Origin of the sequence: Blautia sp. Sow4_E7, assembly GCF_052116245.1 — a bacterium.
Classification (GTDB): Bacteria; Bacillota; Clostridia; order Lachnospirales; family Lachnospiraceae; genus Blautia_A.
In genome coordinates this window covers 39,648-53,431 of the sequence record NZ_JBQKLL010000003.1, presented here as the reverse complement: position 1 = coordinate 53,431, position 13,784 = coordinate 39,648, and the positions used below count along the sequence as shown (strand labels likewise).

The 13,784-nt window shown below is 45.7% G+C and carries 10 protein-coding genes, 3 tRNA genes and 1 pseudogene; 10 read left to right on the top strand and 4 right to left on the bottom strand.

Annotation, left to right across the window (positions count from 1 at the left end):
- The first annotated feature begins 255 nt into the window (after positions 1-255).
- Both ACTQ50_RS02960 and ACTQ50_RS02955 read left to right on the top strand, forming a co-directional pair.
- Positions 256-765: a sigma-70 family RNA polymerase sigma factor gene (locus ACTQ50_RS02960; RefSeq protein ID WP_441482910.1), complete on the top strand. Its 510-nt coding sequence runs from the start codon at positions 256-258 to the stop codon at positions 763-765.
- The gene (locus tag ACTQ50_RS02955; protein ID WP_441482909.1) at positions 758-1,846 is read left to right on the top strand and encodes a hypothetical protein; all 1,089 of its coding nucleotides are present in this window, start codon (positions 758-760) and stop codon (positions 1,844-1,846) included. Before ACTQ50_RS02960 ends, ACTQ50_RS02955 begins: the two co-directional genes overlap by 8 nt.
- 412 nt (positions 1,847-2,258) lie before the next feature.
- On the opposite strand, the gene ACTQ50_RS02950 is transcribed toward ACTQ50_RS02955, so the two are convergent.
- From ACTQ50_RS02950 to ACTQ50_RS02935, 4 genes are all read right to left on the bottom strand, one after another.
- Positions 2,259-2,951, bottom strand: a complete 693-nt coding sequence (locus ACTQ50_RS02950; RefSeq protein ID WP_441482908.1) for a hypothetical protein — start codon at positions 2,949-2,951, stop codon at positions 2,259-2,261.
- 141 nt (positions 2,952-3,092) lie between these two features.
- Positions 3,093-3,166: transfer RNA gene (locus ACTQ50_RS02945), tRNA-Met, on the bottom strand.
- Positions 3,167-3,224: 58 nt separating this feature from the next.
- Positions 3,225-3,298: transfer RNA gene (locus tag ACTQ50_RS02940), tRNA-Met, on the bottom strand.
- Between the two features lie 18 nt (positions 3,299-3,316).
- A tRNA-Val gene (locus ACTQ50_RS02935) sits at positions 3,317-3,389 on the bottom strand.
- 568 nt (positions 3,390-3,957) lie between these two features.
- On the opposite strand from ACTQ50_RS02935, the gene rhaD reads away from it, so the two are divergent.
- The 8 genes and pseudogenes from rhaD (at position 3,958) to ACTQ50_RS02895 (ending at position 13,775) form a co-directional block, all read left to right on the top strand.
- Positions 3,958-4,791, top strand: a complete 834-nt coding sequence (gene rhaD, locus ACTQ50_RS02930) for a rhamnulose-1-phosphate aldolase (protein WP_118578371.1) — start codon at positions 3,958-3,960, stop codon at positions 4,789-4,791.
- 207 nt (positions 4,792-4,998) lie between these two features.
- A pseudogene (locus ACTQ50_RS02925) lies at positions 4,999-6,726 on the top strand (ABC transporter ATP-binding protein/permease).
- Positions 6,723-8,504: an amino acid ABC transporter ATP-binding/permease protein gene (locus ACTQ50_RS02920; RefSeq protein WP_441482907.1), complete on the top strand. Its 1,782-nt coding sequence runs from the start codon at positions 6,723-6,725 to the stop codon at positions 8,502-8,504. Before ACTQ50_RS02925 ends, ACTQ50_RS02920 begins: the two are co-directional and overlap by 4 nt.
- A gap of 407 nt (positions 8,505-8,911) precedes the next feature.
- Positions 8,912-10,471, top strand: coding sequence for an anthranilate synthase component I (gene trpE, locus ACTQ50_RS02915; RefSeq protein ID WP_441482906.1), 1,560 nt, complete (start codon positions 8,912-8,914; stop codon positions 10,469-10,471).
- Positions 10,468-11,052 carry an anthranilate synthase component II gene (locus ACTQ50_RS02910; protein ID WP_441482905.1) on the top strand — a complete coding sequence of 195 codons (585 nt, stop codon included), beginning with the start codon at positions 10,468-10,470 and terminating at the stop codon, positions 11,050-11,052. Before trpE ends, ACTQ50_RS02910 begins: the two co-directional genes overlap by 4 nt.
- A gap of 29 nt (positions 11,053-11,081) precedes the next feature.
- Positions 11,082-12,095: an anthranilate phosphoribosyltransferase gene (trpD, locus tag ACTQ50_RS02905; protein WP_441482904.1), complete on the top strand. Its 1,014-nt coding sequence runs from the start codon at positions 11,082-11,084 to the stop codon at positions 12,093-12,095.
- A gap of 142 nt (positions 12,096-12,237) precedes the next feature.
- Positions 12,238-13,035, top strand: a complete 798-nt coding sequence (gene trpC / locus ACTQ50_RS02900) for an indole-3-glycerol phosphate synthase TrpC (RefSeq protein WP_441482903.1) — start codon at positions 12,238-12,240, stop codon at positions 13,033-13,035.
- 89 nt (positions 13,036-13,124) lie between these two features.
- Positions 13,125-13,775: a phosphoribosylanthranilate isomerase gene (locus tag ACTQ50_RS02895; protein ID WP_441482902.1), complete on the top strand. Its 651-nt coding sequence runs from the start codon at positions 13,125-13,127 to the stop codon at positions 13,773-13,775.
- Positions 13,776-13,784 lie beyond the last annotated feature (9 nt).

The window sequence follows — 13,784 nt, the reverse complement described above, 5'->3', positions numbered from 1 at the left end:
AAATAAAACGTTAAAAAAGAAATATCCTGGTAAGTACAAAGCTTTTTCCACATTGTAACTTATCCAGGATATTTTTTGTATCTTCATTACTTTGATTTTCGTCACCGCAGATGCATTGCCATCAATATAGTTCTTGCGCTATATTTAATAATTTTAATGAAATATTTTCCCGGCTATTTCCATCTAATGTATGTAAAAGGAAATACAGCAATTAATTTCGTGTACTGCAGAACACAAAAAGGAGCGAAAAACCTTATGGAAAATTTGGTGAAAAAGGCAAAATCCGGAGATTCCGGTGCATTTGCACAGCTCATCCGGATGAATACCCAGAGCATGTATAAAGTAGCCTGGGTCTATCTGAAGAATGACGAAGATGTGGCAGATGCCATACAGGAAACGATTTTAAAGTGTTATGAGAAGCTTTCCACTTTAAAAAAGGATTCTTACTTCAAAACCTGGATGATTCGGATCCTGATCAATAACTGCAACGAAATGCTTCGGCACAAAGGCCGCGTTTTCCCTACGATGGAAATGGAAGAGGAAATTTTCGAGGAACCTGGCTATGTAGATTGCGAGTGGAAGGAAATCCTGGCATCCCTGGATGAGAAGTACCAGGTGGTGATGCTTTTGTATTACAGCAAATCCTTTAGTGTAAAGGAAATTGCCGCTCTTCTGGAAATCAGCCAGAATACAGTGCTTACAAGGCTCTCCAGAGCCAGAAAACAGCTTCGTGCAGAGTATGAAGGAGGATATATTCATGGATGATAAATTGTTTGATATTTTTTCAGAAGAAACAGAAGTGCCAGAATGTGTGCTCAGGCGTGTAGATGAGACATTGGAAACGATAGAGAATTCGGCAGAGTCTGATAGAGGGTATCAGAGGAAAAACTGGAAGCGCAGTTTGATCTTGACATTTGCGGCAGTGATGGCATTTGGTGCCACTGTTTTTGCAGCAGAGAAGTATATAGGCATTTCCGGATTTTTCCAGGAAGCTGGAAATAAGATGTCGGAAGAAGCCAAGGGGCTGATTGAAAAAGATCCGGTGCAGCAGGAAGATGGTGATTCCATTCTCACTTATACCGTGAAAGAAGCCCTTTGTGATAAGAACAGTGTCCAGGTGGTGGTGGAAGTCACAGCGAAAGAAAGAGGAAAGTATCTTCTGGCAGGACAAGATGCCTTGAATGAGGATCCTGTAAGAAATCTTGGAATTGAAAGTGATAAGACAATAGAAGAATATGCCGCAGAAAAAGGACTGACCATCGTAAAGGTCGGAGCCAGCTTTGATTTTGATTCAGATCTGGGCATTGAAACAGCAGTGGGAAATTATCGAAATCTGGAAGATGATGTAGTAGATTTCTATTCTTCCGCGGCAAAGACAAATGAGAGTAAGAATCTTACCGTTTCCTGCATCGGAACTGCCACGCTTCCTGATGCTAAGTGCGTTGATGATGTGATGCGTACAAACATTACTTTTCAGCTGGAAGATAAGAGCCAGGGGAAAAACATGACCTATGTGCCTGTGGATGGTGAAGGGATAACCGCCGATGGAAAAGTAAAGATCCTGTCCGCATATATAGAAAAAACAGAAGTGAGCAATTACGTTACAATTCATTACATCTTATTAGAAGGATCCGATAGTATTTCCCTGGATGTAACGGATGTAGATGGAAATGTATGGAAAAGTTCAAACCTTGGTGGTTACGCAGAGGTTGCAGAGGTTGGAAAAGAAGCCACCTTCCAGATAAGCTATCAGAAAACGGACCTTCCCAATGAAATCGGAATACGGGGATATGACTATGAAACGGATACCGCGTATGAGATTGTAAAAATGAAGCTTAAGAAATAAAAGAATCGAATAAAAGTCCCCATTCACTGTTTTTGCAATTGGAACAGCGAGATGGGGACTTTTATTCGATTTCTTAAATTAAGATTATCCGAACTTTCGCATATTGCTCAGATCGGAAAAATCAATCATTTTGATTTCTTCAATGTTGCCGGTTGAGCCCATTGGGCAAACGGCGTAATAAGTTACTCTTATTTTGGGACGCTGTACCTTTTTATTATAGGTAAGCTTTGTGGATGATAATTTAATCTTGGTATTTTTTAGCTTTACCTTTGGTGCGGCAAATACCTGGCTTGAACTGCAAATAAGAAGCAGTAAAATAATGAGGCAGAGGTGGATTTGCCGGTGTAGATGATTTTTTTCATGGCTTTTTACTCCTTTTATGATAAGTTTATTGGGTTTTGTAAAAATATAACTATTTATGACCAGACCGCAGCAGCCATTTCTGGTCAATCTTTTTCACCTCATCATCTGCAAACCGGATATGCAGTCTGACGGAATTGGACAGCTGTACGATTTCCTCTACAGTACCTTCCCCAAATTTGGGATGAGTTACCACATCGTTTACCTGGAATTTTATTTCGCTATGTTTGGCGCTTTTGTAGGCCTGTTCACGGCGATAGGTGTCCCGGATGGGAACTGTCTTGTCGTGAATAGGGTTTTTCAGAGCTTTGTCATAATCGTGCTTCAGAAGGCTTTCTCCGATTCTGTAATAAGGAGTAGGCGCGGCGCCCACAAGAGAACAGCAGTATTTCCAGGCGCTCCCGTGCTTCCCGGCCTGCCAGTTGTACTGCGCCGGTATTTTCATATTGTATTGCATATAATGGGCGTATTCGTGCTTATAAAGATCCAGGCGATCCTCTTTGGAAAGAGGCTTCTTTACGGCATAACCAATAAACAGAAGGGAAAAATAGAAGCCTTCCTTTTCATGAGAAGAAGCAGGTGTATAAGAGCCAAGTACAGCCTCATCGTAACCAAAGCGGATAGGCACAGAAGCTCCACGAAGCCCAAACCTGCGGTCAAGAGTCTGGAACAAAGCGCGGATCTGAGCTTCGTGGATTGTAGTTTCATTATCAAGAAGTTTACGGATGGATGGGTCAATGTTCATGCAGTTACTCCTTTAAAAATTATTAACTGGAAAAATTACGTGCCAAGTTTTATGGCGGTCATGAGCAAGTAGTGAAGCAGACCTGGAATGTCCGCTTTACTGATGAACAAAAAAAGATGCTGCAATCTGCAACATCTATAATAGCGAGAGGGGGATTCGAACCCTCGACACCGCGGGTATGAACCGCGTGCTCTAGCCAACTGAGCTATCTCGCCATATTCATTTAAAAAGTTTTGCTGAAAAGTCTGTGCGTATAAAAGACTATCAGCAAAGTAGCGAGAGGGGGATTCGAACCCTCGACACCGCGGGTATGAACCGCGTGCTCTAGCCAACTGAGCTATCTCGCCATATTTATTTCATAAGTATGGGGCCTATAGGGCTCGAACCTATGACCCTCTGCTTGTAAGGCAGATGCTCTCCCAGCTGAGCTAAGACCCCATATACAAACTGTGAAGATTTATTTCTCTTCCGCAGCTCGCTTTGCTATTATACTATCAACTGTCGCAAATTGTCAACAACTTTTTTTACTTTTTTTCAAAAAAATTTAGAAACATATTTTTTCACTATTTTACAGGAAAAAGAGGAAACTTTTACAGGCAAGGACATTGCCGTAAAAACAGGAATTTTCATTTTAGGTCCTTATTTGCAAAAAGAGGAAAACAACTTGGCAAGCCAGGTTCTTTCCAAAAGAAAAATTCGTGTTATACTGAGCATGTAAACAAGAAGAGCAAACAAAACATACCGGATACCTGCCAGGAGAAAAAAGAGGATGCGTTCAGCAGCCGGGAAGAGCAGCGTATTCGTATGGCCTCTGCAAAGGAACGCGGCACAAAGAAAATATGACTCCGCATATGAAAATCCTTGAAGAAGGGCTCACAAAAAGCCCAGAGACCATAATTGCGACCAGTCAATAAGAACTTTTTCATAAGACATCTTATAGTTGGATGGAGAAAATAGGGAAAAGAAAAAGACTGGCGATACGAAGAAAAGAAAAGGAGAAGATGGTATGAAGATTTTAGATTCCAAATTTATGAAGGGCTTTATTAAAATGGCAGACGATGGTTTCCAGCAGGGCTGGCATGAGAGAAACGGTGGAAACTTAAGCTATCGTCTGAAAGCAGAAGAAGTAGAAATGATCCGTCCGCGTCTGAATGCACCAGGCGAGTGGCAGCCGATCGGTACAGAGGTACCAGGACTGGCAGGTGAGTTTTTCCTGGTAACTGGAAGCGGCAAATATTTCCGAAACATTGCAGTTGACCCGGAAGCCTGCCTGGCCATTATCGAGCTGGACGACAAGGGCGTTAATTACAGAATCCGTTGGGGACTGGTAGAAGGCGGCCGCCCAACCAGCGAGCTTCCCACCCACCTTATGAACCACGAGGTAAAAAAGAAACTTACAAATGGCAGACACCGTGTCATCTACCATGCACACACAACCAACACCATCGCACTTACCTTCGTGCTTCCGCTGGATGACAAGGTATTTACAAGAGAGCTTTGGGAATCTGCCACAGAGTGTCCCGTTGTTTTCCCAGACGGCGTAGGCGTTGTAGGATGGATGGTACCAGGCGGAAGAGAAATCGCAGTAAAAACCGCGGAGCTCATGAAGAAATACGATGTTGTCATCTGGGCACACCACGGAATGTTCTGCTCCGGTGAGGACTTTGACCTGACCTTCGGTCTTCTCCACACAGTAGAAAAATCCGCAGAGATTCTGGTAAAAGTAATGTCCATGGCACCACGCAAGCTCCAGACCATCACTCCAGACGATTTCCGCGCTGTAGCCAAGGATTTCCATGTAACTCTTCCAGAAGAGTTTCTTTACGAAAAAGAACAGTAAATTATAATAAAACTATAAGACCTGTCCATATAAGGTTTTGAATGCATTCTTTTTCATGTGAAGAATACATATCAAAAATGTCTGGACAGGTCTTATTGTTTATATTTGGAAAAATTATCTAAAAAATAGTCGCCTGTCCTCACTTGACAAAGTAGTCCCATTCAACGATAATTAGAACAGACTAATTAGAAAAGGGCAGGTGACGAAATGATCGATAAGGAACTAATGAAGCTCCTTGGCAATGGGAAAAAGTACATTGTATATGCGGTGATTTCCATGGTAATTGGCCTGTTTGCCAATCTGGGGATCACCTTTTCTATATGCAGGGCTATTTCCCTTACCATGGAGAAAGCACTGCCGCAGGCCTACGCGCCGGTGGCAATTTTTGCGTTTGCAGCCATTTTGGTGCGCTACGTCTGCACCAGGTGTACAGGCTCACTGAAAGACCAGATCGGCAGGGAAGTGAAAAAGGATCTGCGTGAGAAAACCTACGACAAGATTGTCCGTCTGGGAGGAAAAAGCACAGCGGATATGAGCATGGCAGGTCTGACCCAGGTGAGCATGGAAGGCATTGAGCAGCTGGACCTGTATTTTTCCAGCTATATACCCCAGTTTTTTTACGCCATGATCGCCCCGGTGATCCTCTTCCTGATTTCCGTAGGCATGGATGCGAAGGTGGCGCTTGTACTGCTTTGCTGCGTCCCATTGATCCCAGTGTCCATTATTGCGGTCTCTAAATGGGCAAAAAAGATCTTTGCAAAGTACTGGGATAAGTACACTTCTATGGGAGACTATTTTCTGGACAGTGTGCAGGGCTTAACAGAATTGAAAATATTCAAAGCAGATGCCAGACAGCATGAAAAAATGAACCAGACAGCCGAAGAATTCCGGCAGATCACTATGAAGGTTCTGACCATGCAGCTGGCCAGCACCACCATCATGGATCTGGTAGCCTACGGCGACGCAGGCCTTGGCATTGCCTTTGTAGTAAAAGACTTGTCAACAGGCAAAATCCCGGTGACAACCGCAATCTTCCTCATGCTGATCGCAGTGGATTTCTTTCTCCCTCTTCGTGCATTTGGAAGCGCCTTTCACATTGCCATGAACGGCGTGAGTGCAGGGAAAAAGATCCTTCATCTTCTGGAAACTCCGGACCCTGTGTGGGGCAGTCGGGAAGCAGAAGGGACAGATCTGACCTTAGAAAATGTTAGCTTTTCCTATGACGGGGAACGGCAGGTCCTGAAAAATATAAACATGACATTTCCAAAAGCAGGTATGAGTGCCATCGTTGGCGAGTCAGGCTGTGGAAAATCCACCATTGTGCGGCTGGCAGACGGAAACAGTGTCCCATTAATGGGATAGATACTTGTGGGCGGAATCCCGCTGAAGGAACTGTCCAGAAGTGATTTTTACAGTCATATTGCAGTGGTCAGCTACAATACCTATATTTTTAACGATACGGTAAGAAACAACTTCCTGCTCGCGGCACCGGAAGTATCTGAAACCCAGATGAAGGAAGCTCTGGAAAAAGTAAATCTCTGGAATTTTATCCAGGAAAACGGTGGGCTGGATAAGGTGATCGCCGAGGATGCAAGCAACATTTCAGGTGGTCAGAAACAGCGTCTGGCATTGGCTGTGAACCTGGTAGCTGACAAGAATATTTATATTTTCGATGAGGCAACCAGCAATATCGACGTGGAAAGCGAAGCCATCATTATGAAAAATATCAAGGCACTTTCCAAGACGAAGAATGTGATCGTCATTTCCCACCGCCTGGAAAATATCGTTCCAGCAGACCAGATTTACTTCCTGGCAGCAGGAGAAGTGAAAGAGCATGGAAATCATACAGAACTGATGGCAGCAGGCCAAGGCTATGCTGAGCTTTATAAACGGCAGAAAGCGCTGGAAGAGGGATACATGGAGGTGATGGCATGAGTGAAGTAAAAAATAAGGCAATGAATGCTGGAACCTACGCAAATAACATAAAAAAAGGCCAGCCCTCTGCAAACCGTGGAAATGGAGTCAGTGGGAAAGAAAAACTTCGCAGAAGCAGCCTGAGTATCATGGGAAGCCTGATCGGTCTTCTTGGAGGTTTTGCAATGGTACTTCTTGGTGCAGTCATCAACGGAAGTATCGGTTATCTCTGCGCCATGGGTGTTACTGTATTTGGTACCCTCGGTGTGGCAAAAGCCCTGGGAGAAAATATAGCACTGTCCTATAACACGGTCATTGCCCTGGCCATCGGCTGTGGAATCCTTCGTGGATTGCTGCGGTACATAGAACAGTACAGCAACCACTACATTACATTTAAACTGCTGGCAATTCTCCGCGACCGCATATTCCGCGTGCTTCGCAAGCTTTGTCCGGCAAAATTAGAGAGCAAGCAAAAAGGCAGCATTATCGCCATGCTGACTTCGGACATTGAAACTCTGGAAGTGTTTTATGCGCATACACTTTCCCCAATCTGTATCGCAACGGTGGTTTCGGTGACAGTATGTATTTTCGTAGGCGTTGCAGTAAGCCCGTGGCTGGCAGCAGCTGCCCTTCTGGGATACCTGGTGATCGGAATTCTGGTTCCAGTGATCTCTTCTGCAGCACTGAAAGAGCCAGGCGTAAATTACCGCCGGGAATTTGCCTCCTTCAACTCCTATTTCCTGGACAGCATCAAGGGCATCCAGGACATCCTGTTCCACAATGCAGGAGAGCAGCGAGAAAAAGAGGTGAATGCACGCTCCGAAAAGCTTCTGAAAGAAACCAGACGAATGAAGAATGCGTCCACGAAAGCAGCAGCAGCCACAGAACTGATGGTTTCCCTATTTATTATTTTTACTTTGGCAGTGGGAATTTTACTGTGTCATAATGGGGACATTACCATCGGAAAAATGGTTCTGGGCGTAGTAACCGTATTTGGAAGCTTCGGCCCTGTAATTGCCATATCTGCTTTGCCAGGAAACCTCACTCAGACTTTTGCAAGCGGTGACCGTGTGCTGAATCTTCTGGAAGAGGCTCCAGTAGTAGAAGAGATCACCAACGGAAAAAATATCTTCTACGAAAATCTGAAAGTAAAAGATCTTTCCTTCTCTTACAACGCCAGCGAACCCGTCTTACGAAATATTTGCATGCAGGCAAAGAAAGGCGAGATCGTAGGAATCGTAGGAGAAAGCGGCTGCGGCAAATCCACCCTCCTGAAACTGCTCCTTCGTTTCTGGAAAAAGGACAGCGGCGAGATAAATTATAACAATATTGACATCGAGCAGATCAATTCTTCCAACCTGCTGGACAACGTCACCATGGTCAGCCAGGTGACATACCTCTTTGATGACACCATAGAAGAGAACCTTCGCATCGCCAAGCCCGACGCCACCCAGTCAGAATTGGAAGAAGCATGCAAGCTTGCCTCCGTCCACGACTTCATAACAACATTACCACAAGGCTACCAGACACGTGTAGGCGCCCTTGGCGACAACCTGTCCGCCGGCGAAAAACAGCGAATCGGCCTTGCACGCGCCTTCCTTTCCGGCAGGGAACTCATCTTACTTGATGAGCCCACAAGCAATGTCGATAGTATTAACGAAGGCATCATCCTCAAAGCCCTTGCCCAGCAGAAGCACAAAAAGAGCATCATCCTGGTCTCCCACCGCGAGTCCACCATGGCCATCGCGGACCGTGTGTATAAAGTAGCGGATGGGGAAATTGTGGAACTGGCTATTTAACGTGCTAAGAAACCATTAACTAAATTTTTTAATCAAACTGCTTGACAATTCATTATCGTTGTGCTATTTTATATAAAAATTCAATTTAACGAACTAAACCGTTGAAGCGGGAATAAAAACATTCGTGCACCCACAGAGAGTCCGGGAGGCTGAGAGCCGGGCGGTAAAGCAGTTTGTTAAATGGGCCGCTGAGGGCGCATTGAAAGGCTGATAGAAGCCAAGTAGCATGCGACGTAAGACATACGTCAGTTGTCAGGAATATGATAGTATTCCGATAAGAGCACGATAATATGATCGTGAATCAAGGTGGCACCGCGGGAGAATATTTGAACCCGTCCTTGACAGAATAGAAAATCTGTCATGGACGGGTTTTTCTGTTAGGCAAAATAAAAATCAGGAGGTGCTCTATGTATCCAACATTTGACAAGATCAGAGAAATGGCAGCAACGGGAGACTACAAAAGAATTCCAATCTGCAAAGAGCTATACGCAGACAGTTACACACCGGTAGAAATGATGCGGATCCTTCAAAAAGCAAGTCATCACTGCTATCTGCTGGAAAGCGCCAGCCAGAACGAGGTGTGGGGAAGATATTCTTTTCTTGGATATGACCCTTCCATGGAAATTACCTGTACAGACGGAACCCTTCGGATACGCAAAACCAGTGAAGAAAAGAACAAACCTGATTTTGCAGAAAAAAACAGCAAGCAAAATGAATGTAAATCAGAGTTAGGAAAAGATACGGCAGGAGAGTTCGAAGAAGTTTCCCAGGTTGCTCACCCAGGCAATGCCATCCGTGAGATTATTAGCCAGTACAAAAGCCCGGTCATGGATGAGATGCCAACCTTCACCGGCGGTCTGGTCGGCTATTTCTCCTACGACTACATCAAATACAGCGAGCCCAAGCTGGAACTAAAAGACGAAGAACAGCAGGACTTCCGTGATCTGGATCTGATGCTGTTCAATGATGTGATCGCATTCGACCATTATTGCCAGAAAGTCCTTCTCATCACCGGTGTGATGACAGCTGACCTGGAAAAGTCCTATAAACGGGCCTGTGAAAAACTGGAAGAAATGACTGCTCTCATCAAAAAAGGTGAGAAAAAGCACTTCCCTCCCATTAAGCTTCAGTCCCCCATCCAGCCCCAGTTCCCAAAAGAAAAATACTGTGAGATGGTGGAAAAAGCCAAACACTATATTCACGAAGGCGATATTTTCCAGGTGGTTTTATCAAACCCAATGAGAGCAAAAGCGGAAGGAAGCTTATTCGACACCTACCGCGTACTGAGGGCAACCAACCCATCCCCATACATGTTTTATTTTTCCAGTGACGACATTGAAATCGCCGGCGCTTCCCCGGAAACACTGGTGAAGCTGGACCATGGAAAGCTGAGCACCTTCCCCTTAGCGGGAACCAGACCTCGCGGAAAAACACCAGAAGAGGATAAAGCACTGGAAGCCGATCTTCTCCAGGACGAAAAAGAACTGGCAGAGCACAACATGCTTGTGGATCTTGGCAGAAACGACATTGGAAAAATCAGTGAGCTTGGTACTGTAAAAGTAGAAAAATATCTGACTGTGGAGCGTTATTCCTGTGTTATGCACCTTGGCTCCACCGTGACAGGAACCATCCAAAAGGGAAAAGATGCCATTGATGCAGTGGATGCCATCCTGCCAGCCGGAACCCTTTCCGGAGCGCCAAAATTCCGTGCCTGCCAGATCATTCAGGAACTGGAACAAAGCAAGCGGGGCATTTACGGCGGTGCCATCGGGTATGTGGATTTCACTGGAAATCTGGATGTGTGCATTGCAATCCGTCTGGTATATAAGAAAAAAGATGAGATCTGTATCCGGTCTGGAGCCGGAATCGTGGCAGACAGCGTGCCGGAAAAAGAGTTTGAAGAATGCCAGAACAAAGCAAGAGCGGTGGTAAGGGCCATCAGCCAGGCAGAGGAGGGATTAGAATGATTTTACTCATTGATAATTACGACAGTTTTTCCTATAACCTGTATCAGCTGATCGGGTCTGTTAATCCGGACATTCAGGTGGTGCGCAATGACGAAATTACTCTGGATGAAATCGAGAAGCTGGAACCAGAGGCAATCGTTCTTTCCCCAGGACCTGGACGGCCGGAGGAGGCAGGAATCTGTATTCCAGTGATCAAAGCGTTTGCAGGAAAAATCCCCATCCTGGGTGTTTGCCTGGGACACCAGAGCATTTGCGAAGCCTTCGGCGGAGTGGTTTCTTATGCGAAGGAGTTAAAGCATGGGAAAAGGGATATGATGATCCAGTGTCACGTCAATATCCTGTTTAATGGACTTCCGGAAAAGTTCCCGGCAGCCAGATACCATTCCCTGGCAGCAATTGAAGAAACACTTCCGGAAGATCTGGTGGTAACAGCCAGGGCAGAGGATGGAGAAATCATGGCAGTGGAACATAAAGAATATCCGGTTTTCGGTGTGCAGTTCCATCCGGAGTCGGTTATGACACCTGATGGGAAAAAGATGATTGAGAATTTCCTGGCTGTGCGGACGCGCTTTGACAAATAGATTTACAACATCAGAGAGGAGCAGAAAAAATGATCAGAGAAAGCATTATCAAATTATCCAAGAAACAGAACTTAACCTATCAGGAAGCAGAAGAGGTAATGGATGAGATTATGAGCGGAAAAGCCACTCCGGTGCAGATGTCCGCTTACCTGACAGCCCTGGCACTGAAAGGAGAGACCATTGACGAGATCACCGCTTCCGCAGCAGGCATGAGAGCACACTGCATTAAGCTGCTCCATGACATGGATGTGCTGGAAATCGTTGGTACCGGCGGAGATGGTTCCAATTCCTTTAACATTTCCACTACCGCTTCCCTGGTGATCGCAGCAGGCGGCGTACCGGTAGCAAAGCATGGAAACAGAGCGGCTTCTTCCAAATCCGGCGCCGCCGATGTGCTGGAAGCTCTTGGCGTTAAAATCACGATCCCGCCAGAAAAAAGCCAGGAACTGCTGAAAAAAATTGGAATCTGTTTCCTGTTTGCACAGAACTATCATATTGCCATGAAGTACGTGGCTCCAATCCGTAAAGAGCTGGGAATCCGCACCGTATTTAACATTCTTGGACCGTTGAGTAATCCGGCTGGAGCCAATATGGAGCTGATGGGCGTTTACGACAAAGCACTTGTGGAGCCACTGGCACAGGTTATGGCAAACCTTGGGGTAACAAGAGGAATGGTAGTTTTCGGACAGGACAGCCTGGATGAAATTTCCATGAGCGCACCAACTTCTGTCTGCGAGATCAAAGATGGTAAATTCACTTCCTATGTACTCACCCCGGAGCAGTTCGGCTATGAGCGCTGCACCAAAGAGGAACTTCAGGGGGGAACTCCACAGGAGAATGCAGAAATCACAAAAGCAATTCTGGAAGGCAAAGAGACAGGTGCGAAACGTCATGCAGTTTGTCTGAATGCTGGTGCCGCACTTTATATTGCAGGCAAAGCAGCTTCCATTGAAGCAGGTGTGAAGATGTCAGAGCAGCTGATCGACAGTGGGGCTGTCCTGAAGAAACTGGAAGAATTTATAGAAAAGAGCAACCAGGAGTAATGAGTAAACACAAATAATAACAAAAATGACAATAATCACATTGCAAAACAAAATAACACCGAAAAGAATAACAATATAACTCATTGGGATAAAGATGACGACAAGAGAGAATGACATCACAGAGAGTTTTTCAGGAGATAGAATGAGTATTTTAAATGAAATTGCAGCGCGCACAAAAAAGCGTATCGCAGAGGAAAAATTCAAAGCCCCATTAAGGGGACTTATCGCCCAGCAGAATTCAGATCCGGCGAAGCACGCCCAGGAAAAAATCTCTTTTCTGGAAGCGTTGAAAAAGCCGGGAATGTCTTATATCTGTGAGGCAAAGAAAGCCTCCCCATCCAAGGGTCTGATCGCACCAGATTTTCCTTATCTGGACATTGCGAAGGAATATGAACAGGCAGGAGCTTCCGCAATTTCCTGTCTCACGGAGCCCTTCTATTTCCAGGGGGCTGACCGGTATTTGCAGGAAATTTCCCAGGCTGTGGAGCTTCCGGTGCTCCGAAAGGATTTTACCGTAGATGAGTACATGATCTACCAGGCAAAAGCATTTGGGGCTTCCGCTGTACTGCTGATCTGTGCTATCCTTGATAACAGCCAGTTAAAAGCCTTTGGGGAACTGGCACAGGATCTGGGACTGGATGCTCTGGTGGAAGCCCATGATGAGTGGGAAGTAGACCGGGCCCTGAATCTGGATGCGAAGATCGTGGGAGTAAACAACCGAAACCTCCATGATTTTACCGTTGACATGGGAAATAGTATCCGGCTTCGAAGCATGGCACCGGCAGATACGGTGTTTGTTTCAGAAAGCGGCATTAAGACAGCGGAGGATATCCGCATATTATATGAAAATAAAGTGGACGCAGTCCTGATCGGGGAAACCCTGATGCGAAGCCCCGACAAGAAGGCTGCGCTGGAAGCACTGAATGCGGGGATTGCCTAACCGTACGCATTTGGCAATGGAAAGAGCATTAGGTGCTGGAAAATAAATTAGTTGGAAAATAACAAGTTAACGAAAAGGAACAGAACAATATGGCAAAGTTAAAAATCTGCGGCCTGACCTGTGAAGAGGACATTGCTGCAGTAAATGAAGTAAAACCGGATTTTGCAGGATTCGTGATCGAAGTTCCGGGGAGAAGACGAAGCCTTACGGCAGAGCAGGTCAAAGTCCTGGTGAAAGGACTGGACAAGGAAATCCTTCCAGTAGGCGTGTTCGTAAATGCCGCCCCTGAACTTCCAATTTCCTTATTAAGAGACGGCACCCTCTGGGCAGCCCAGCTTCACGGAAATGAAGACGAAGACTACATCGAAAAAATCCAGAATATGACCGGAAAGCCCGTGATCAAGGCCTTCTCCATAAAAACCCCAGAAGATGTACAGCGAGCCCTCCATAGCCCCGCCGACTACATCCTCTTAGACCAGGGCACCGGCGGAACCGGAGAACCCTTCGACTGGAGCCTGGTTCCTCCAGTCCGCCGCCCCTTCTTCCTGGCTGGAGGAATTGGCCCCGAAAACCTCCGCACCGCTATCTCCACCCTGCATCCCTGGGCCGTAGACCTGAGCAGCAGCCTGGAAACCGGTGGCAAGAAGGATCCTATGAAAATTAAGCAAATTTCTCGTATGTTAAAACAAATTAATACACTGGAAGCATACCAAAAGGAACGCGAAGCCGAGTTTGAGTAAGAATGTAAT